Below are 21582 nucleotides of genomic sequence, written 5' to 3'. Positions count from 1 at the left end.
CGACAACCTACAGTCAGCTCTCCCTGTGCCTGAACACAACAAGAGTCGACCATGAGCATACGCATTACCCACCTGAGCGTTCGCGATATCCGTTTCCCCACTTCGCTGTCGCTGGATGGCTCCGACGCCATGAACAGTGCCCCCGACTATTCGGCGGCCTACGTGGTGCTGCACACCGGCGCTGCAGCCCTCGAAGGCCACGGCCTGACCTTCACCATTGGCCGTGGCAACGAGATATGCGCGGCAGCGGTGCAGTCGCTGGCCCCCTTGATCGTCGGCCTTACGCTCGAAGAAATCAGCGCCGACATGGGCGCTTTCTGGCATCGCTTTACCGTCAGCGACAGCCAGTTGCGCTGGCTGGGCCCGGAAAAGGGCGTGATCCACCTGGCCACCGCCGCCATCATCAACGCGGTGTGGGACCTGTGGGCCAAGCACGAGGGCAAGCCCGTGTGGAAACTGCTGGCCGACATGACGCCAGAGCAGCTGGTGCGCTGCCTGGACTTCAGCTACGTCACCGACGTGCTCACCCCCGAAGAGGCCATCGCCCTGCTGCGCCGCCAGGCGCCGGGCAAAGCCCAGCGCGAAGCACACATGCTGCGTGAAGGCTACCCCGGGTACACCACTGCCCCGGGCTGGCTGGGCTACAGCGAAGAGAAAATGCGCAAACTGGCCCGCAAGGCCGTGGCAGACGGCTGGACCCACATCAAACAGAAGATCGGGGCCGACCTGGAAGAAGACATCCGCCGCGCCAGCATCCTGCGCGACGAAATCGGCTGGGAACGCACCCTGATGATGGATGCCAACCAAGTGTGGGGCGTCGAAGAGTCGGTGGCCAACATGCGCCGCCTGGCCGCCTTCGAACCGCTTTGGATCGAAGAACCGACCAGCCCCGATGACATTCTCGGCCACGCCACCATTCGCCAGCGCATTGCGCCAATCGGTGTCGCCACCGGTGAGCACTGCCACAACCGGGTGATGTTCAAGCAGATGTTCCAGGCCGGTGCACTGGACTTCTGCCAGCTGGACGCAGCCCGCCTGGGCGGCCTTAACGAGGTCCTGATCGTGCTGCTGATGGCCGCCAAGTACGACGTGCCGGTCTGCCCGCACGGCGGTGGCGTCGGGCTGTGCGAGTATGTGCAGAACATCGCGCTTTTCGACTACATCGCGGTGTCTGCCTCGCTGCACAACCGGGTGCTGGAGTATGTCGACCACCTGCACGAGCACTTCATCGACCCGGTGGTGATCCATCGCGGGCGCTACATGCCGCCACAACGCCCTGGCTACAGCATCGAGATGCACGCTGAGACCCTGGAACGTTATCAGTACCCCAACGGCGCAGTGTGGCTCGACATCAACCGTTCCTGACCCACAGACCTGAGTGTGCCGCTGCTGCGCGGCACACCACCAGCACTTTTCACGGGGAAAAAAACAATGACAACCCTCACCCGCGCAGCGGCTTGCGCCCCTGCCACCACCCATGAGCAGCGCTTGAACGGCCTGCTGCTACGCAAATTGATGCCACTGCTCATCGTCGTCTACGTGATGAGCTTTCTTGACCGCACCAACATCGCCCTGGCGAAAGCCAGTATGGGCATTGACCTGGGCCTTTCGGCAGCCGCCTATGGCCTGGGCGCGGGCTTGTTCTTCCTTACCTATGCCTTGGCCGAAGTGCCCAGCAACCTGATCATGCACCGGGTGGGCGCGCGCTTCTGGATCACCCGTATCATGATTACCTGGGGTTTGCTCTCGGCAGGCATGGCCTTCGTTCAGGGTGAAACCTCGTTCTACATCATGCGCCTGCTGCTGGGGGTCGCCGAAGCTGGCCTGTTCCCCGGGGTAATGCTGTACCTGACCTACTGGTTCGACCGCGAACAACGCGCCCGTGCCACGGGGTACTTCCTGCTGGGTGTGTGCCTGGCCAACATCCTTAGCGGCCCGCTGGGCGGTGCCCTGCTGGAGCTGGACGGTGTACTGGGCTGGCATGGCTGGCAATGGCTGTTCGTGCTCGAAGGCCTGCCCGCCGTAGCCCTGGCCTATGTGGTGTGGAGGAAGCTGCCGGACGGTCCAGCCTCGGCGCCTTGGCTGACGGCTGCCGACGCCCAGGACATCGAGCGCCGCCTGGCCGCAGAGCAGGCGGCCGCACCGCAGCAGAGCAAGCTGGGGCAGATGTTCCGCGACCGGCAGATCTGGCTGGCGATCGTGGTCTACTTCGTGCACCAGATCACCATCTACACGGTGATTTTCTTCCTGCCGGGCATTATCGGCACCTACGCTGCGCTTTCGCCCTTCCAGGTCGGCCTGTTGACAGCAGTGCCGTGGATTGCAGCAGCCATGGGTGCAGCGACCTTCCCACGCCTGGCCACCTCGCCGCGCCGCTGCCGCACCCTGCTGTTCTTTGGCCTGCTCACCATGGCGGCCGGATTGCTGCTGGCATCGCTGGCCAACTCGTTCATCGGCCTGATCGGGTTTTCCCTGACCGCGCTGATGCTGTTCGTGGTGCAGTCGATCATCTTCGTCTTCCCCTCCAGCCGACTGAGCGGCAGCGCGTTGGCGGCGGGCCTGGCCTTCGTCACCACTTGCGGTCTGTTTGGCGGCTTCGTCGGGCCGTCGGTGATGGGCCTGATCGAGCAGACCACCGGCAGCACCCGCAACGGGTTGTGGATCATTGCAGCGTTGCTGGTATGTGCGGCGCTGGTCAGTACCCGTTTGCGTCAAGGGCAAGAGCAACCCTGAGGCGTACTCAATTTACACCCCCTGCAGGTGGCTCTTTGTGCTGCGAGTGAGCCTTGAGATCTTCAGGCCGTCATTTCACTTGTCGGCCCTCTCGCAGCACTTGGCGGCGCCTGCAAGCGTCTTGATTTCAACTTGAGAAGCGGGTGTTTCGCCCGCAGCGCACCTCAAGCGCCTGCGCCAGTCGCCTTACCGCCAGTTGCAGTTCATCCGGGCGCCCCCCCAGCCAGATCAGCGCAAGGTGTTGAGGGTAATGCCCCGGCAGGCCGAACTGCTCGCCCGGCAGTGCGTGCAATGCAGAGCCTGCCAACGCTGCGGCAATACCGTCCCACGCCAGCGGCTGGCAAAAGCTCACCCACAGCATTTGCCCACCTTGCGGCATGTCGAAGACCACCCGTTGGCCGAATTGCGACTGCAGTACATGCGCCAGGTATTGCGTACGCCTTTGCAAGTCTGTGCGTTGCTGTACCAGCTGCGTTTCGATTTCCCCCTTGCCGAGCATGTGAGCAAGCGCCTGCAAACGTAGCGGCGCAAGCCGAAACGCCCGTTCAGCGAATGCCTTGGCCAACACGGTGTCACGGCTCAGTAAATAGGCATACGGCGCCTCTGCCCCCACTGCGGCCTCGAACGTGCCCATCACCAGAAGCCAGCGCGGGTCGATCCAGTCACGCAGGCGTGTGCTCGGCGGCCCGTCGTAACAGAGCTCGCTGTCCAGGTCGTTTTCCAGCAGCCATACAGGGTGCTGGCCAAGCAAAAGACCAAGCTGCTGCTGGTAATACGGTGAAACCAGCCGACCTTGTGGCATGCCCAGGCAAGACGGCATGACCAGCAGGCTTACCGGCTCGCTACCCAGCAGCTTGGCCAACGCGTGCAGCTCGGGGTTGCCACGGGCATCCAGTGGTGTTTCCAGCACGCGCATGCCGGCACGCGCCAGGGCGCGCAACACTTGCCAGCAACAAGGCGAATGCACCAATGCGGTACCACCTTGCAGGGCCAGCGCCGCTAGCAGCGTCTCCAGCACCGCCAGCACATCGGGAGCTAGCTGGACATCATCGGCATGCCAGTACTGATTGGAGCAGCGGGTGTATCGCTCAGCCACAGCATTGCGCAAACGGGCGCTACCCAGCGCTTCCCAGGACGCAACGCTGCGATCACGCTGACGGGCCAAACGCCGTTCGTGACCAAGCAGCATGCGCTCCAACAGTGGCTGCGTCGGCAAGGGAGGCTGCCGGGCCACGGCCACGGCCTGATCTTTGCCACCGCTCTGTACGTAATAGCCCGACCTCGGCAGGCAGTGTACACGGCCCTCCTCTTCCAGCAGGCTGTAGGCACTTTGTACCGTGGCCAACGACACCCGCAGCCGCCGGGACAGCTCACGCAATGACGGCAACCGGCATGTGCCAACGCCTGCAGCTTGTTCGATCAACGCTTCCAGGTAGCGATACACCTTGCGATACGCGAACTCGCCTGGGGCCGCTCGCCCCATCAAGGCAGCCCCGCAACACCACGCCGCCGCCCCAACGCCAGCTGCGGCAGCAGCCTCAGGTGTACATCGCGGCGGGCCAGGTTGTTAAGCAGGCGCCATCCCGCCAGCGGCAACTGCCCATCATAAATTTGCCGCAGTTGCCCCAACGGCAAGCCACTGGTATTCACCAGCCAGGCTTTGACTGCATCGGGGCAGGGTTTGCCTTGCAAGGCCCTGTGCAGGTACGGCAACGCCACCACCATGTCGGCGTGCCGACACTGCAAGAACCGCTCGAGGTTTTTCCCCTGCCTGGCAAACGGGCTGAACAGCAGGCACACCAGTTGGGCCTGATTGATGCCGTAGGCTTTGCCCAATAGCAACGACGCGGCGTCACGCTGCTTGCTGCCGCCCGCCTGCCCTGCCAGCCTCAGCGCTGGGCGCCCGGCCAGCGGCTCCAGACTGCGGGCGCGCAGTTCATGCAGCTGGGCCGTGGCTAGCGAGTCAACGAATTCGGACAGCGGCAAAGCATCCGCAGCCGTCTCGAAGTGACAACCCAGCATCGCGTCAAGCTGCGGCTCTTCAAGCAAGTGCGGCAACAGGTCATCAATAGCAATCAGCCGCACCGGCGCGCGCTCCGGTACGGCGCCTGGAACCGGCTCGTGCTGACCACCCGGTGCGCCCCCAACAGCACCGTGCAATCGGCTCAGCCCTTGGGCCAGCGCCGCCAGGCACTGGTGCACTGCATGCGAGCCACGCACGCCGGCCAGGCGCAGGCTACGCCGGGCCCACGCCAGGTATCGGCGCCGCTGCAGCCCGGGCATGGCGGTGACCAACGCATCGGGAGGCACCGCTGCCTGCAGCGCCTGACCCACGGCCCCGGCCAGCTCCAGGTGCAGGCGGCAGCCCAGCAGGGCTTCAGGCCTGGCATCGATCATGTGGCCGAACATCAACATCGCGTCCCTCGCCAGCAGCCAGCGCTCAGGCATTACCGAGAGCCGACGACTGAACGGCACCACTGCGCGCCCCTCGATCATCTGCAATTGCACCCGCGGGTCATCCTGCATGAACAACGCGCTAAAACTGCGCTCGTGAGCTTCCAGCGTGGCGCTATCGGCAACCGGCAGGCTGACCACCAATACCCGCAACTGGAAGGTTACCGGCGAACGCAGGGCAATGCTCAGTTGCGCGGCACGCAACATGGCCAGCAGCCGGCTGCTATGGCGGTCGCTCCCTTGCAATACCTGCAAGCTGAAAGTACCGATGTACTCCGGCCCGCCTGCAGCGACCAACAGGCGTTGTATCAGCAACTGCAAGGAAGCGCGCTGGGCCTGGGACATGTGGTTCAACAAGCGCTCGAGTACTTGCTGGTAGACATAATGCATCGCCTGGTCGTGAATAGCAGTCACGCAATCACCTCATCAACTTCATGCAGCCAGCGCATGCGGTACCCAACACTTGAACGTGAACATGCGCCGAACTTACCTAGAAGAAATTTCTTACAACAAAATGAAAGTAATGACGTAACCCTTCACTGTCGCCAAGCCATCGAGAAGAAACCACCCCTGCGATGGCCTGTCGCTGTCACATGCTGCTCTATATCAGGCATAGCCATGCTCATCCCACGTTCCTTGCACAAACTATCATTGGGCCATTATCGAGAGGGAGGCAGCATGAATTGAAGATACAGTTCAGGGTAAAAAAACCATTCAGCATCCGTGTCAGTTCACAGTGACTCGCAAGGCAAAAGCGTTCAAGGCTGATTATTTGCCGGAATATTTCTGACAGCCCGAAAGCTACGGACTTATATGTAGTCCACATCTGGGTTTATTGTAGGAACAGTCCTACTTTAAGTGTTGAAACACTTTACTCCGCGCATAAAAAACCCGGGACATTGCCCGGGTTTTCTGCTTGCGCCATCCACCGTCAGTGTTGCGCCATGTCCAGCACGACGCGCCCGCCGCACGGGCATTGGTCCATGTAGCGATGCGCCTCGACCACCTGCTCGAACGGGTACACCTTGATGATCTGCGGTGTCAGCAGCTGATCGGCGGTGAACTGGTTGATATCGCGCAAGGCACGCTGCAGTGCCACCTGGTCCTGGCTGATGCCAAGCTCTGGCTTGCCGGTGAAATTACCGATGCAGTGCACATAGAACTGAATGTTCTTCTGGAATGCCGCGCAGGCCGGGAACGGCGTCTGGTTGCCGCCTTGCAGACCGTACAGCACCAGGCTGCCACGCGGCGCCAGCACATCACCCAACAGCGACATCTGCGGGCCGCCCATGCCGTCGAGCACCATGTCCACACCACGGCCATCGGTGTACTTGCCAATCTGCAGCAGCAGGTCCTGCTCTTCGGTGACGATCACTTTGTCTGCGCCCAAGCCCAGCAGGTAGTCACGCTGCGCCGCATCCTTGGTGGCGGCGAACACTTTCAGCCCCAGGGCCCTGCCCAGCTGCACGAAGGCAGGCCCGGCGCAATGGCTGGCATCGGTGACCAGTGCTGTCTGCCCGGCCTTGGCCCGTGCCAGGTCGACGTAGGCGAAGTAGGCGATCAGCAGCGGGGTGTAGTGCACGCTGGCCTCGATCGGGGTGAGCACATTCGGGTAGCGCGTGATGGCTGTACGGGGCAGTACGATGACATCGCCGTACACCGGGTGGTCGTTGGCACTGGTGGCCGGGAAGCTGGCGACCCGATCACCGACGGCAATGTCATCGACCCCTTCCCCGACCGCAGTCACCACCCCGGCCATTTCGTGACCGATCCCCGCTGGCAGACGCGCCTGGGACGGTGCCAGATTCTGGCGCCAAAGCACGTCATACCAGCTGACGCCAACCGCTTCGACGCGGATCTGCACCTCGTCGGCAGCGGGTGACGGTTCGGCCTGCTCTTCGCAACGGAGCACGTCGGCAGCACCGAACTTGTGGAAACGGATCATGCGGGACATCGCATACCTCGCCTTTGTGAACCTCTAATTACCACTGACTCTATCCGGGCTTTGCCCGTTAGACCATCAGTGGGCATTAATAGTCGACATGCTTGTCATCGATTGGGCACCTGACTTTCCCTGCGATTGGTCCCCCTAAACCCGTGCAGGGTAACAGCCTTTGGCCTTAAGATTCACCTCTGCCCCACATTAGGCGAAGCGCACCGATGAATCGAAACGACCTGCGTCGTGTAGACCTCAACCTGCTGATCGTGTTCGAAACGCTGATGCACGAGCGCAGCGTGACCCGTGCCGCAGAAAAACTGTTTCTCGGCCAACCGGCCATCAGCGCGGCGCTGTCGCGCCTGCGTAACCTGTTCGATGACCCGTTGTTCGTGCGCACAGGGCGCAGCATGGAGCCGTCGGCACGGGCCCACGAGATCTTCGCCCTGCTGTCACCGGCACTGGATTCGATTTCCACGGCAGTCAGCCGCGCCGCCGAATTCGACCCGGCCACCAGCAATGCGGTGTTCCGCATCGGCCTGTCGGACGACGCCGAGTTCGCCTTGCTGCCGCAACTGCTCAAGCGCATTCGCGCCGAGGCGCCCGGTATCGTGCTGGTGGTGCGACGGGTCAACTACTTGCTGATGCCAACCCTGCTGGCCTCGGGCGAGATTTCGGTGGGGGTCAGCTACACCAGCGAACTGCCGGCCAACGCCAAGCGCAAGGTGCTGCGCCGCAGCATGCCGAAACTGCTGCGCGCCGACAGCGTACCCGGCAGCATCACCCTGGATGACTTCTGCGCCCGCCCCCATGCGCTGGTGTCGTTTGCCGGGGACTTGTCCGGGTTCATCGACGAAGCCCTGGAAGAAATCGGCCGCAAGCGCCACGTGGTGCTGGCGGTACCGCAGTTCAACGGGCTGGGGAGCTTGCTGGCAGGTACCGATATCGTGGCGACGGTACCGGACTACACGGCGGATGCACTGACGGCCGCCGGCGGCTTGCGGGCCGAGGATCTGCCGATACCCGTGCGCAGTTTCGAACTGCACATGGCCTGGCGGGGGGCACAGGACAATGACCCGGCGGAGCGGTGGCTGCGGTCGCGGATACAGATGTTCTTCGGGGATCCCGATAGTCTTTGACTGAGTTCCACTGAGCACCACAAAACCTTTAAATACATAGAGTTAGCAAGATTTTTCGTCCATAACCGCCCGTCAGAATCCACTCAATTCCAGCTTGACTGGGGGTATCTTTGGGGTACATCAAGCCCAGATTAAAAAAGATACCCCCACACCATGCCCGCCGAAAAACCGCCACCCTTCCGCCAAAAGCTCAGCGATGCCTTCATACGTTCGCTAACCACATCAGGCAAGTACGCCGATGGCGACGTACCGGGTCTGTATCTACAGGTGCGTGCCTCACTTAAACCTGGCAAATCAGCCTCACGGTACTGGCGACTGAAATACCGTCTTCGCGGCAAGGAAAACGTGTTCGTGATCGGCAGGTATCCGGATGTGGGCTTGAAAGAAGCCCGTGAACTCGCCCGGGCAGCGCGCAATAGCGTGGCCAATCACATCGATCCACTCAAAGCAAAAAAGGCCAAGATCGAGGCGCAATGGCTCAACGAGGAACGTACATTCGCTTACGTGGCTGAAGAGTGGATGAATTTCAAATCTCCGGATTTGGTCAACAAGTCCATTGCAGGGTTTCGCGGTGCGCTGCGCAATCACATCTTGCCGGCCATCGGCGAAAAACCTGTCACAGAAATCAGACTTGAACACCTCACCTCGATCATCAGTACGCTGCGCCGTGCCCGCACGATGGCCATGGCCAAACGCGTGCGCACCATCATTCGCGCCGTGCTCGGCTTCGCTGAAGGCCGCGGCTGGGTAGAACGCAACGTGGCGCTGAGCAACATCGAGGAACTCAAAATCCGCCACGTGGTCACCAGCAATCCCGCGATCGAACGACCGGCCGACTTGGGTCAGTTCCTGTTGCGTCTGGATGAACTCGACGCGAGCAGCGTGACCACCGCAATGCGCCTGCTGGTGATGCTGCCGGTGCGCCCGGGCGAACTGGTGAAAATGCGCTGGGAGGATGTTGATCTGATCAGCGCCGACTGGCGTTACGTTGTCAGTAAAACTCGGTATCTGGACAAGAGCAAACACATCGTACCGCTGCCAGAGCAGGCACTCGTGCTGCTACGTGAACTGTACAAATGCCGGGTGGTGGATGAGGCCGGCAACGGCTGGGTGTTCGTCTCGCCGATCTATCCTGGCCGCCCAATCGACGCCACCTCTTTGGCCAAGTCCTACCAGCGGATCTGGCCGGAGTACGCCATTACTGCCCACGGCTTTCGCGCCACCTACCGCACCATAGCCCACGAGCATTTAGGGATCGATCCGATCGTGCTCGAGTTGTCACTTTCCCATCGCATGCCAGGAACGTTGGGCGCGGTATATGCGCGCGCACAGCTGCTGCCGCAGCGTCGGGAGGCCGCGCAGCAATGGACGGATTATTTGGATCGGTTACGTAAGAATGCAGCGCTGGCGATGCAGACTGACTGAATCAAACAAAGGAAGTGCTAACTTGTAAATCTAGGAAATAGAATCTGTGCTGTATGAACACACCAGGGTTTGTAACTACAACCTCCAGAACTCTTATTACAAGCAATCTAATTAACGACCAATAAGCCCAAAAAACCCTTAACCCCCCACAATTGCTAGAACCTGATAGTTAAATCTTATCCGACCTCACAAGATTAAACTCGAACTTATAATACGCTAAACGTAATAAATAATACAGTTTCATTTATACACCTCGCGAAGCGCCGTTTGCGCTCAGTTTTCTTGCGCAAAACACACCTGCCATCGCAGACCGCCTATTTATCTGCCTGGCTGCAACTGCGCTATGGTCCTGCGCTCAGTAAAGGCGTTCTAACGCCAAGAGTTGCCGTGCAGTTCATTGTCGAGCATTAGGCCCGCCCCAACGGCGCTGGCGGGTGAGCCATTCACTGCCAATTGAGGTTGATACCGCCCTGGTCGCCGCTGGCTACAAAGGCAAACCTGGTCAGCCATCGCCTCGCCGTCCTCGCCAAGTGGCATCGAATAGGTGGGCACCATCGCCCTTAATACAGGGACCAGGTAGATACCTTGCGGAACGCTTACCGATCCCCATCGGGATCGAGCGCTTGCGCGCCCGAGCGGCCAGAAAGTCCGCCACGTGATGACCAGCAACCCAACGATTGAACGCACCGCCGACTTCGGTCGGCTTCTGGAACCTGGACGACTGTCGCTTGGGCAGCGTGCCCGCCGCCATGCGCCAGCAAGCCCTCGTGCTGCTGTGCAAATTGCGCAAGAGCCACATCGTCGATGATAGCGGCGGCGGCAGGCTGTTCGTGTCGTCGGCATACCGGCCGACCGATCCACCCCGCTTCCAAATTCAAGTCCCTCCAGCGGATTTGACTGGAGTACAACATCACCGCTCACGGCTTTCACGCCACATACCGGACTATTACCACGAACACTTGGCCATCGACCCAATAGTCATTGAGCTGTCCTTGTCGCATTGCATTCCCGACCCCCTGAGCGTCCTGCCACCGCGACCAGAACGTCTGCGCGATAAGGAGAACTCTCACGGGATAGGTAGGCCTGCGCCGAGCAAAAGTCCTCTAATCAACCCGCAAACTCCCGAGGCGCTCGACCAATCGTCACCTCAATATTCTGCTTGCATGCCTGAAGCGCCTGCTGGAATTCCGCCACCCTAGTGGTTGCTCGTGAATTGGGGGCCACAATGGATACCGAGTAATGCCCAAGATATGTGTCCAATAGCACGGAGTAGGAGCACAGCCCTTCGATGTATTCGTCATGGTCGTCCGCCACACCACCGGACTTGATCGTCTTCAATTGTTCAAGCAAGGCCTCCCGCGCCACGCTTCTGGGCGTACACACAGGTAGAGGATCGGGCAACAAAGCTTGTTGCGCTTCTTCCGACAATTCGGCCAGTAATACCTTGCCGCCGGAAACGGCGGTCGCCGGGACATGAATACCAATGGGAAAGACGACGCGTAGTTCTCGTTCAGCAACAACACGATCCAGCACATAAATTTTTTCGCCAGACAGAGACAACAGGCAAGTCGACTCATACACCTGCTCCGAAAGCGCAATCAGGTGAGGCCTGACCAGGGAGATGATGTCCGTCTGCGCCTGAGTGATGAGCCGCCCGAATGCCGGCCCAAGACGAAACCCTCCACTGGGCCCCAGAGCCTCCACAAGGTGCTCCGCGCCCAACGCATTGATAATGCGTTGTACCGTCGAGCGCGGCAGATCGACGACCTGAGCGATGGCCGCAAGACTCAAGCCCTGCGGATGACTTCCCAAAGCCCGCATGATCGATGCAGCCCGCGCGATGACCTGTATACCGCCATGCCTGGCGCTGCTTTCTTCCGAATCGCTCATACCGTTTCCTTCTGATCCAGGCCACCGTGCCTGCTCATGATTGGCCACCACTCTAATGGCAAGTGAACGATCAGGCCAGCCGAGCGACTGATCTCTCTTGTCTCTGCATTTTCTGGGTGCAGGTCAGTCACGCATGGCATGAACGGCTGTTTCGCAAAAACCACATAGTGATACACTATTCTGCAATGCGGGCCATGCATTGTGATTCCCAAAAGATCAGTTCTACAACCAGGAGACGAACGGTGAGACTCGAGCGAGCTTTGCGTGCGAGACAGTTAATTCCGCTAGCAGCCATCTGGTTGCTGGTGGGTTGCGGTAAGCAGGAAACGGTGGAAAGCACTGCGGTGCCTCCCGAAGTTGGGGTCTATACCGTGAAGGCCCAAGCACTGACCCTGACCACGGACCTGCCCGGACGCACCTCGGCCTACCGAGTCTCCGAAGTGCGTCCTCAGGCCTCCGGCATTCTGCAGAAACGCATGTTCGTAGAGGGCGCAGAGGTGAAGCAGGGTGAGCAGTTGTACCAGATCGACCCGCGCACCTACGAGGCGCTGTTGGCCCGTGCCGAGGCGAGCCTGTTGACCGCGCAGAATCTCGCCCGCCGTTATGAGCGCCTGCTCGACACCAACGCGATCAGCCAGCAGCAGTACGACGACGCAATGGCCACCTGGAAGCAGGCGCAGGCCGAGGCCCAGATGGCGCGTATCAACATGCAGTACACCAAGGTGCTGGCACCGATTACCGGCCGCATCGGGCGTTCGGCCGTCACTGAAGGCGCACTGGTGACCAATGGGCAAGCGCAGGAGTTGGCCACCGTTACCCAACTCGATCCGATCTATGTTGACGTCAATCAGCCTATCACCAGGCTGCTGGGCCTCAAACGTGCCTTGGAGTCAGGACGCCTGCAGCGCGTTGGGGATAATCAGGCTCAAGTCAGCCTTACCCTCGATGACGGCACACCCTACCCGCTCAAAGGAGTACTCAAGTTCTCCGAGGTTAGCGTCGCCCCCTCCACCGGCTCGGTCACCCTGCGTGCCGAGTTCCCCAATCCTGATCACAAACTGCTACCGGGCATGTTCGTCCATGCACTGCTCAATGAGGGCGAGCAACAGGCAGCCATTCTGGTTCCCCATCAGGCCGTGGGCCGTGATGCGCGGGGAGTGCCTACCGTATGGGTGGTTAAGCCAGATAACACCGTGGAATCGCGTGAAGTGCAAACCTTGCAGACCGTAGGCAACGCCTGGTTACTAGGTGCGGGTATCAATGATGGCGAGCGGGTGATTACCGAGGGCGTCCAGCTGGCCCGCTCAGGTATCACGGTTAAGCCTGTTGCCGCCAAGAACGTCAAGCTGATGAGCGAATTCGGCTCACAGGTGCAAGCCCAGGCCCATTGAGGAGTTATTGATTCATGTCTCGCTTCTTCATTGACCGGCCAATATTCGCCTGGGTCTTAGCGATCATCGCAATGCTCGCCGGGGCACTGTCGCTGACCAAGATGCCGATCAGCCAGTATCCCAACATTGCTGCCCCCGCGGTTTCGATCCAGGTCGTCTACCCTGGGGCCTCGGCCAAGACCGTACAGGATACGGTGGTCCAGGTTATCGAGCAGCAACTCAACGGACTTGATGGTTTCCGTTACATGGCTGCGGAAAGTGCGTCCGATGGCAGCATGAATATCATCGTGACCTTCGAGCAAGGCACGAACCCAGATATTGCGCAGGTCCAGGTGCAGAACAAGCTGCAACTGGCCACTCCTCGTCTGCCCGAAGAGGTACAGCGCCAGGGACTGCGGGTGGTCAAGTACCAGATGAACTTCTTCATGGTCGTCGGTCTGGTGGACAAAACCGGCAAGATGACCAACTTCGACCTTGGCAACCTGATTGCCTCGCAGTTGCAGGATCCCATCTCACGGATCAACGGTGTGGGCGACTTCCTCTTGTTTGGCTCGCCCTACGCCATGCGTATCTGGCTTGATCCCGGCAAACTCAATAGTTATCAGCTGACCCCTGGTGATGTGGCCCAAGCTATCCGCGAGCAAAACGTGCAGGTCTCCTCTGGCCAGCTCGGCGGCCTGCCGACCCGCTCGGGTGTACAGCTAAACGCCACAGTAGTGGGCAAGACGCGCATGACCACCCCTGCCGAATTTGAGGAAATTCTCGTAAAGGTCAAGGCGGATGGTTCACAGGTGCGCGTCAAGGATCTTGGCCGCGTCGTCCTGGCTTCTGAAAACTTCGCGATTTCCGCCAAATACCGAGGTCAGGATTCAGCGGGCCTGGGCCTGCGTCTGGCCAGCGGTGGCAACCTGCTGGAGACGGTGAAAGCGGTCAAGGCAGAGCTTGAGAAACAGAAGGCCTACCTGCCAGAAGGCGTTGAAGTCATCTATCCATACGATACCTCGCCGGTAGTGGAAGCCTCGATCGACTCCGTGGTGCACACCATCCTAGAAGCCGTGGTCCTAGTGTTCCTGGTGATGTTCCTGTTCCTGCAGAGCCTACGTGCCACCATCATTCCAACCTTGGCAGTGCCGGTGGTCTTGCTGGCGGCGTTTGCATTGCTGCCGTACTTTGGTATCAGCATCAACGTACTGACCATGTATGCCATGGTGCTCGCGATCGGCCTGCTGGTGGATGATGCGATCGTAGTCGTGGAGAACGTCGAACGCCTGATGCATGACGAGGGGCTATCGCCTCTGGAGGCGACCCGCAAGTCGATGGGGCAGATCTCCGGGGCATTGGTCGGCATCGGTATGGTGCTCTCGGCAGTATTTGTGCCGATGGCATTCTTCGGCGGTTCCGCGGGCATCATCTACAAACAGTTCGCTGTCACCATCGTTATCTGCATGTCGCTGTCAGTATTGGTGGCGCTGATTTTCACGCCAGCGCTGTGCGCGACCATTCTCAAGGCACCAGAAAATGATGCTCACCACGAGAAGAAAGGCTTCTTCGGCTGGTTCAACCGTAGCTTTGACCGCAACAGCGCACGCTTCGAGCGGGGTGTGGGCGGCATACTCAAGCATCGCGGGCGCTACCTGCTGATCTTCGCACTGATCACCGCCGGTACTGGTTACCTGTTCACCCAAATTCCCAAGGCTTTCCTGCCAAGCGAAGACCAGGGGTTGATGATGACAGAGGTGCGCATGCCACTGAACGCATCCGCCGAGCGCACCGAGGTTGTTCTACAGGAGGTCAAGGACTACCTGCTCAAGGAGGAAGGGCAACTCGTCGACCACGTCATGACCGTCAACGGCTTCAACTTCGCCGGACGCGGACAGAACTCGGGCCTGGTGCTGGTGGTGCTCAAGGACTGGGCCGCCCGCCAGGCTGCCGGAGAGGACGTGCTCAGCGTGGCCGAGCGGGCCAACGCTCGCTTTGCCAGGATCAAGGACGCTACGGTTATGGCCTTCGTGCCACCCGCGGTCCTGGAAATGGGTAATGCGATGGGCTTCGACCTTTACTTGCAGGACAATTTGGGGCTTGGTCACGAATCACTCATGGCAGCGCGGAACCAGTTCCTGGAACTGGCTGCCGAGAACCCCAGTCTGCGTGCAGTACGCCCCAACGGCAAGGACGATGAACCGCAGTTTCAAGTCAAGATCGACGACGAGAAAGCGCGTGCGCTGCAAGTCAGCATCGCTTCGATCAACGACACCATGAGCGCTGCCTGGGGCTCGATGTATGTCAATGACTTCATTGACCTGGGTCGGGTCAAGCGTGTGTACATTCAGGGGGTGGACAGCTCGCGGATCGCTCCGGAAGATTTCGACAAATGGTACGTGCGCAATGCCTTGGGCGAGATGGTGCCGTTCTCCGCCTTCGCCACTGGCGAATGGATCCATGGCTCGCCAAAGCTTGAACGTTACGGCGGTATCTCGGCCGTGAATATCCTCGGTGAGCCTGCTCCTGGCTTCAGCACTGGCGACGCCATGATCGCGATCGCACAAATCATGCAGCAGCTACCATCCGGTATCGGCCTGAGCTACAACGGCCTGTCCTACGAGGAGATCCGAACAGGTGACCAGGCGCCAATGCTCTATGCCTTGACCGTCCTGATCGTGTTCCTGTGCCTAGCGGCGCTCTACGAAAGCTGGTCGGTACCGATGTCGGTGATACTCGTGGTCCCACTCGGTATCTTTGGTGCGGTGCTCGCCACCTTGTGGCGCGGCCTGGAAGCCGATGTGTACTTCCAGGTGGGCCTGATGACCACTGTCGGGTTGTCAGCGAAAAACGCGATCCTGATCATCGAGTTCGCCAAGGAACTGTACGAGAAAGAAGGCGTACCGCTGGTCAAGGCTGCCATCGAAGCGGCCAGGCTGCGTCTGCGTCCGATCATAATGACCTCTCTCGCTTTCACCTTTGGCGTACTGCCAATGGCCCGTGCCACCGGCGCAGGTGCAGGCAGTCAGCACTCGATTGCCACCGGCGTGGTAGGCGGCATGATCACCGCCACGGTACTTGCCGTGTTCTTCGTACCTTTGTTCTATGTAGTGGTTGTGAAAGTGTTCGAACGCAACAAGAAACCAGCTGCGCTCGCGGAAGAAGAATTGGCATGAAGACTCACTATCTTTCGATCGCACTGAGCGTAGCGCTAAGCGGCTGTAGTCTCATCCCTGACTACCAGCGCCCGCCTGCCCCCATCCAAGCCGGCTGGCCCCAGGGCGAAGCCTACGCCAAGCTCAAGGCAGGTACTCATCGTCCCTCTCAGACGCGCGATGCAGAGCTGAATTGGCAAGTATTCTTTCGCGATCCAGTCATGCGCGAACTGATCGCCACAGCCCTGAACAACAACCGTGACCTGCGCCAGACCGCACTCAACGTCGAGGCCTACCGCGCCCTGCACAGGATCGAGCGGTCTGCTCTGCTCCCGAGGGCCAATACCGGTGTTGGCGCTACGCGCCAGCGCTTGCCCGCCGATCTATCCCCCACAGGTGAGGCCGGTATCCAGAGTCAGTACGATACGACGCTGAGCATGTCCTACGAGCTGGATATGTTCGGTCGCCTGCGCAGCCTTGAACGTGCGGCATTGCAAGAATACCTAGCCGCCGCCGAAACCCAGCGCAGCATGCAGATCGCGTTGATCGCAGATGTCGCCATCGCCTATCTGAGCTGGCGCAGCGACCAGGCTCAACTCGATCTGGCGCGCTCGACGCTCGCCAGCTACGAGAACAGCCTGAACCTGATCAAGTCGAGTCGCGAGGTCGGTACTGCCTCGGCACTCGATGTACGCCAGGCACGCAGCCTTGTGGAAACCGCACGCGTGCAACAGACGCTGTATACCCGCCAGGTCGCGCAGGACATGAATGCCCTGCAATTGCTGCTCGGTACCAAGCTGCCGGCCGACTTGCCAATCAGCGACGTCCTCGACCAACCGCTGGCCGCACTCTCCACCGGCCTTCCGGCCGATCTGCTGTTGCACCGTCCAGACATCCGCGCTGCCGAACACCGACTGCTAGCCGCCAACGCCAATATCGGCGCGGCGCGGGCGGCCTTTTTCCCTAGCATCACGCTGACCGCAGCGGCTGGCACGGCCAGCCATGAATTGGATGGTTTGTTCGAGGGAGGCTCGGGGCTGTGGGCCTTCATGCCGCGGATCAATCTGCCGATCTTCACCGCAGGGCGCCTGCGCGGCAACCTCGACTACCGCAATGTCATCAAGGACATCAACGTAGCCGAGTACGAGAAAAGCATCCAGACCGCCTTCCGCGAGGTAGCCGATGGCCTGGCAGCGCGCGGCACTTTTGGCGAACAACTGCAGGCCCAGCGCGACTTGGTCGATAACAACCAAGCTTACTACAAATTGGCCTATCAACGCTACGACGAGGGCGTGGACAATTATCTGGCGGTGCTCGATGCACAGCGTGAGCTGTTCGCCGCACAACAACAGTTCCTTTCGGACCGCCTCAATCAGCTCAGCAGCGAGGTGAGACTGTTCAAGGCCCTGGGTGGTGGCTGGGATAACATTTCCTCCCAGCCACTTACCGCTCAGAACTGAGCAAAACAGGCCGCGTCTCTAGGACGCGGCCCTTCATCGCAACAGTGGAAACCACAGTCAGACCATAAGGAATGCTTTTTTGGAGACCCGTATTATCCGGGTCTCCGTCCACGGCAATTTCGGCGATCTGCTCAATTACCAGAATATCAAGAAATCGATCATGGAGGCCAAGTTCATGTCGCCGGGCCACATGCTATACACCACCAAGCAAGCGTTCGACGCCATCCACGACAACTTCCGCAAAAAGGATTTTTGAGCCTGAACGTGAAGGAGATAAGCAATCCAACATTTGGTTGACCACGAAACCATGCCAGAGTAGCCACTCTGGCATGGTATTGGCCTATTCTTCATGGCATGCTTTTCACATGCCATGAAGAACTACGACTATTCCAGGCTATCCTTGAGCCGCTCAGTTACTCGAACCAGATCCTGGATTGAAGATACTTTCATTTTCCTCATGATATTATGGCGGTGCACTTTCACTGTTGCTTCCGATATATCAAGCTCTAGAGCCGTCTGCTTGTTTAGATATCCTCGCAAGACGAACTTAAGCACCTGTTGCTCGCGTTTGCTGAGGCTTTCGTAATTCTCTTTAAGCTCGCTGACTCGGGGAGCGTTTGATCTCTGCTGGGGCGCCAACTTCAGCGCGGCGCGAATAGCGCCAAGCAGCTCCTCTTCTCGAAAAGGTTTAGTGAAGAAGTCTACCGCACCCGCCTTGATCGCTTTGACTGCCATCGGAATATCACCGTGGCCGCTGATAAAAATAATGGGGATTTGCTCGCCAAGCTCTTTCAGTTGTCGTTGCACATCCAACCCGCTCATCTCGGGCATACGGACATCCAAAATTAGACAGCCACAGGCAGAGCGATTGACATCGTTCAGGAATACGCTAGCGGATGAAAAACACTCGACACTCAGGCCGATTGAACGCACCAAGCTGCTCAGTGCTTCCAGTACTGCATTGTCGTCATCGAGGATATAGATAACAGATGCCCGATCACTCATGTGCCGGAGCCCTGTCTGGCAGGGATACTTACCAGGAAACAAGCACCCCCAGCGGGCGGGCACTCAACCCATATTTTACCGTTATGCACTTCCGTGATTGTAAGACAGATTGCCAATCCCATACCAAGCCCTTCTTTTTTTGTGGTGTAGAATGCGTTGAACAACTGCGCCATCTGCCTCTCTGAAATACCTGGACCTGTATCTTTCACTGAGATAACAAGCGCATCACCTGTATCATTGCCTGAGAATGACAGGGTTAGCTGCCTGGTTTCACAGTCGGCTTGGCTGATCGCTTCAATAGCGTTCATAGCCAGATTTATTATCAACTGCTGGATCTGTACACCATCCCCCCATATCTCAGGGAGTTCATCATCCGCAACAACATCCAAATTGACACTGTTATTCTGACTAGGGGCCTTAAGTATCAGGCTTGTATCAGTTACCAGTGCTTTTAGATCAATCGGTTTCAGCACCGTTTCTTGACGCTTCAGGAAGGAGCGTACCATACGGATAATTTCTGCAGCGCGGTCGGAATCTCGGATAATGCGAGCCAGTGCCTCTTTAGCCTCTGGGATGTTAGATGGCTCATTACCTAACCAACGTGTGCCAGCATTGGCATTGGTCATGATCGCCGAGAGCGGTTGGTTTATCTCGTGTGCAATATAGGCTGCAAATTCACCCATCGTAGCTGATCGGGAAACGTACACAAGTTGTTGCTGCAATTGGTTAAGATTTTCCTGTGCTTGTTTCTTCTCAGTGATGTCATCGATGATCTGCAGTATAACTGGAGATTCACCGACACGTTGAGGCATCAGCGAGACACTCGCATTGGCCCAAATCGTAGAACCATTTTTGCATAGATAGGAGCGCTCCACACTGTATTCCGCTCCCCCACCCTGAAGCAAATTGGCCAGACGCTGCTTTATCTGTGGGCTTTCGTCAGATGGAGTCAATTGCTCCATGGAAAGTCCCTCCAAATCCTTTTCCCCATATCCGGTAATGCGTTGAAATGCAGGATTGGCGTTGAGTATTCGGTTTTCCGGGTCGGTCAGTACAATACCGGCCGCAGAGTTTTCATACACTGCTTTCCAACGCGCTTCCGAGGCGGATAATGCGATGTTACTCTGCTGAAGACGATGGCGACTTTTGATCAGACGGTGAGTAAGTATCGCAATATCATCCCCCTGATCGGAAAGCTCCTTACGCAACGCATCGCCTGCCACCTTCATGGATACCAGATTGCTTACACGCGCTCGTAGCTCATGAGCAGAAAATGGCTTAAGAAGAAAGTCCTGCACCGACTCGGAGAGCAATTTCACACGCAGTTCTGCGTCTGACTTGGCCGACAGCACCATGATCGGGATATGTGAAAGTTCATTTTTCTTACGCACTTGGTGAACCAGCATATCGCCGCTCATAACAGGCATCATCAGGTCTGTAATCAACAGGTCTGGCGGCATGTTTGACATCAACTCCAATGCCTTTGCACCGTCGGGTGCAACATAAACTTGATAGTCGCTACTGAGACAGTCCTTTATAAAACCACGCATATCAGGGTTATCTTCAACGATTAGCACCCGAGGCTGGTCGGATTGAAATGGAAGCACCTCGGCTTCATTTTCCGCATTGGGCGCCAGCAAAAGGTACTCATCCGTATCCACGACCTGAGGATTATCTCTTCGCGGCGCGGTGTTACTCGCAACATAAGCACCTTCAGGAGCATTCAGCGGCAGCTTTACCTGAAAAAGCGCCCCCCCGCCCGGGGCATCACTTACAGAAATTGTTCCACGGTGCAATTCAACGAATTCTTTCACAATGGAAAGCCCCAAGCCTGTACCCCGCGTAGCTTGTTGACCTTCCTGGCTTAGCTGGTGGAAACGTTCAAATATTTCTTTACGCAGTGCAGGAGGAATACCCGGCCCGCTATCAGATACAGTAACCAAGGCATAATTTGGTCGACTCAAACTAAGACAGCAACGGATAAGCCCCCCGTCAGGGGTGAATTTAAACGCATTGGAAAGCAAGTTAAGGATAATGCGTTCGTATTTCTCACAATCCACCTCAGCGACCATCTGTACAGGCAGTTTTGTATCGAACGTTATTGATTTTTGCTGGGCTATTCCTTCAAAATTCGAGCTAATAGTACGGGTGAGCTGACTAAGATTGGCTCGCCGATAGGAAAGCCCCATCTGCCGGGCGTCCATTTTCGCCAAGTCAAGCAGCGTGTTAACCTGTTTCAACAGGGTCATTGCATTACGCTGAATGACCTCAAACTGCTTCCAATACGGCGATTCACGCCCAGCCTCTGCCGCCATAACGGCTTCCAGTGGCCCTAGAATCAAAGACAGCGGAGTGCGCAACTCATGGCTCACCTTGGCAAAGAAATCACTCTTCGCATTATCGAGTTTTCGGATACACTCAACCGACTGCTCCAATTCCTGGTTCTTCAACGCCAGCATGGCCTCGGCTTTCTTCTTATCGGTAATATTGCGCCCTTCCGCAAGAAGGTAAACAATGCTCCCTTCTTCATTGCAAATTGGCAGCAATGAAAAATCGACGGCTATTACCTCTCTTCCACCTGATTTTCCAAGAATCTCAACATCACAGCGAACAAATTCACCGGATGATGCAGTTTCAACAAGTCGCTTTTGGGTCGCCTCGGTTTTTTTTGAAATTTGCCACCAACGCGCCTTCCAGAATGGCTTCCCTCGTATTTCTTCCAGAGTAATCCCGGCCCCCTCCAATGCGACCTGGTTCACTTCAAGCACATTTCCATGAGCATCAAGAAGGCCCACAAACTCGTAGAGCCCATCAAATATGATGCGTGCATGTTCTTCACACGTCAGCTCTTCAGATCCTTTCTCCTTGAGGCAGATATTATAATAATTATTTTTCGATCTATTTTGAGGCTTTTTTCTATCCAAGGAGCTCATCTTTAATGACTCACAAGATTCTGACGGATTCATTATAGATCATACGCCCTCGTATCATCCTGAGAATACTTTTTTGATGAGC

The 21582-nt window shown here is 58.0% G+C and carries 14 protein-coding genes; 8 read left to right on the top strand and 6 right to left on the bottom strand.

All coding sequences use genetic code 11. The annotated features are described in order from the left end of the window. The first annotated feature begins 51 nt into the window (after positions 1 to 51). Together REH59_RS14010 and REH59_RS14005 are read left to right on the top strand one after the other, a co-directional pair. The gene (locus REH59_RS14010; RefSeq protein ID WP_014861304.1) at positions 52 to 1365 is read left to right on the top strand and encodes an L-fuconate dehydratase; all 1314 of its coding nucleotides are present in this window, start codon (positions 52 to 54) and stop codon (positions 1363 to 1365) included. A 66-nt stretch (positions 1366 to 1431) separates the two neighbouring features. Then, the gene (locus REH59_RS14005) at positions 1432 to 2733 is read left to right on the top strand and encodes an MFS transporter (protein WP_128573787.1); all 1302 of its coding nucleotides are present in this window, start codon (positions 1432 to 1434) and stop codon (positions 2731 to 2733) included. Between the two features lie 127 nt (positions 2734 to 2860). On the opposite strand, the gene REH59_RS14000 is transcribed toward REH59_RS14005, so the two are convergent. From REH59_RS14000 to REH59_RS13990, 3 genes are all read right to left on the bottom strand, one after another. Then, positions 2861 to 4216: a GntR family transcriptional regulator gene (locus REH59_RS14000; protein WP_003253943.1), complete on the bottom strand. Its 1356-nt coding sequence runs from the start codon at positions 4214 to 4216 to the stop codon at positions 2861 to 2863. Beyond that, positions 4216 to 5601, bottom strand: coding sequence for a hypothetical protein (locus tag REH59_RS13995; protein WP_014861302.1), 1386 nt, complete (start codon positions 5599 to 5601; stop codon positions 4216 to 4218). The genes REH59_RS14000 and REH59_RS13995 overlap by 1 nt, the downstream gene beginning before the upstream one ends. Before the next feature lie 517 nt (positions 5602 to 6118). Then, entirely contained in the window at positions 6119 to 7141 is a 1023-nt protein-coding gene (locus tag REH59_RS13990; RefSeq protein WP_003253945.1) for a zinc-dependent alcohol dehydrogenase family protein, read from the bottom strand. Between the two features lie 206 nt (positions 7142 to 7347). Between REH59_RS13990 and REH59_RS13985 the strand changes: the two genes are divergently transcribed. After that, positions 7348 to 8262: a LysR family transcriptional regulator gene (locus REH59_RS13985; protein ID WP_003253946.1), complete on the top strand. Its 915-nt coding sequence runs from the start codon at positions 7348 to 7350 to the stop codon at positions 8260 to 8262. A 153-nt stretch (positions 8263 to 8415) separates the two neighbouring features. Then, on the top strand, positions 8416 to 9687 hold the full coding sequence (locus REH59_RS13980; RefSeq protein WP_014861300.1) for a tyrosine-type recombinase/integrase: 1272 nt from the start codon (positions 8416 to 8418) through the stop codon (positions 9685 to 9687). Positions 9688 to 10794: 1107 nt separating this feature from the next. Here REH59_RS13980 and ttgT read toward each other — a convergent pair. Continuing rightward, the gene (ttgT, locus tag REH59_RS13975; protein WP_012052586.1) at positions 10795 to 11577 is read right to left on the bottom strand and encodes an efflux transport transcriptional regulator TtgT; all 783 of its coding nucleotides are present in this window, start codon (positions 11575 to 11577) and stop codon (positions 10795 to 10797) included. A gap of 242 nt (positions 11578 to 11819) precedes the next feature. Between ttgT and ttgD the strand changes: the two genes are divergently transcribed. The 4 genes from ttgD to REH59_RS13955 all read left to right on the top strand — a co-directional run bounded on the left by ttgD (position 11820) and on the right by REH59_RS13955 (position 17818). Then, positions 11820 to 12968 (top strand): toluene efflux RND transporter periplasmic adaptor subunit TtgD, encoded by a 1149-nt coding sequence (gene ttgD, locus REH59_RS13970; protein WP_024086925.1) that lies wholly within the window; start codon positions 11820 to 11822, stop codon positions 12966 to 12968. A gap of 14 nt (positions 12969 to 12982) precedes the next feature. Then, entirely contained in the window at positions 12983 to 16123 is a 3141-nt protein-coding gene (gene ttgE / locus REH59_RS13965; RefSeq protein WP_012052588.1) for a multidrug efflux RND transporter permease subunit TtgE, read from the top strand. Continuing rightward, the gene (locus REH59_RS13960; RefSeq protein ID WP_012052589.1) at positions 16120 to 17562 is read left to right on the top strand and encodes an efflux transporter outer membrane subunit; all 1443 of its coding nucleotides are present in this window, start codon (positions 16120 to 16122) and stop codon (positions 17560 to 17562) included. Before ttgE ends, REH59_RS13960 begins: the two co-directional genes overlap by 4 nt. A gap of 79 nt (positions 17563 to 17641) precedes the next feature. Continuing rightward, positions 17642 to 17818, top strand: a complete 177-nt coding sequence (locus REH59_RS13955) for a hypothetical protein (protein WP_012052590.1) — start codon at positions 17642 to 17644, stop codon at positions 17816 to 17818. A 128-nt stretch (positions 17819 to 17946) separates the two neighbouring features. Here the strand turns inward: REH59_RS13955 and REH59_RS13950 are convergent, their stop codons facing one another. Together REH59_RS13950 and REH59_RS13945 are read right to left on the bottom strand one after the other, a co-directional pair. Next, positions 17947 to 18567, bottom strand: a complete 621-nt coding sequence (locus tag REH59_RS13950) for a response regulator transcription factor (RefSeq protein WP_012052591.1) — start codon at positions 18565 to 18567, stop codon at positions 17947 to 17949. After that, a complete protein-coding gene (locus REH59_RS13945; protein WP_261755449.1) occupies positions 18564 to 21491 on the bottom strand; it encodes an ATP-binding protein in 2928 nt (975 codons plus the stop codon). Before REH59_RS13945 ends, REH59_RS13950 begins: the two co-directional genes overlap by 4 nt. Positions 21492 to 21582: the final 91 nt, after the last annotated feature.

It is taken from the genome of Pseudomonas sp. BO3-4 (genome assembly GCF_034044115.1).
GTDB classification, from domain to species: Bacteria; Pseudomonadota; Gammaproteobacteria; order Pseudomonadales; family Pseudomonadaceae; genus Aquipseudomonas; species Aquipseudomonas alloputida.
Note: the sequence above shows the minus strand (reverse complement) of the source record. Positions and strands in the feature narration are given on the sequence as shown.

Excerpts from the sequence above, each read along its gene's own strand:
- REH59_RS13985 (WP_003253946.1), top strand. The coding sequence starts at position 7,348 with ATGAATCGAAACGACCTGCGTCGTGTAGACCTCAACCTGCTGATCGTG.
- REH59_RS14000 (WP_003253943.1), bottom strand. The coding sequence starts at position 4,216 with ATGGGGCGAGCGGCCCCAGGCGAGTTCGCGTATCGCAAGGTGTATCGC.
- REH59_RS14010 (WP_014861304.1), top strand. The coding sequence starts at position 52 with ATGAGCATACGCATTACCCACCTGAGCGTTCGCGATATCCGTTTCCCC.
- REH59_RS13990 (WP_003253945.1), bottom strand. The coding sequence starts at position 7,141 with ATGTCCCGCATGATCCGTTTCCACAAGTTCGGTGCTGCCGACGTGCTC.
- REH59_RS14005 (WP_128573787.1), top strand. The coding sequence starts at position 1,432 with ATGACAACCCTCACCCGCGCAGCGGCTTGCGCCCCTGCCACCACCCAT.
- REH59_RS13980 (WP_014861300.1), top strand. The coding sequence starts at position 8,416 with ATGCCCGCCGAAAAACCGCCACCCTTCCGCCAAAAGCTCAGCGATGCC.
- REH59_RS13950 (WP_012052591.1), bottom strand. The coding sequence starts at position 18,567 with ATGAGTGATCGGGCATCTGTTATCTATATCCTCGATGACGACAATGCA.
- ttgE (WP_012052588.1), top strand. The coding sequence starts at position 12,983 with ATGTCTCGCTTCTTCATTGACCGGCCAATATTCGCCTGGGTCTTAGCG.
- REH59_RS13960 (WP_012052589.1), top strand. The coding sequence starts at position 16,120 with ATGAAGACTCACTATCTTTCGATCGCACTGAGCGTAGCGCTAAGCGGC.
- ttgT (WP_012052586.1), bottom strand. The coding sequence starts at position 11,577 with ATGAGCGATTCGGAAGAAAGCAGCGCCAGGCATGGCGGTATACAGGTC.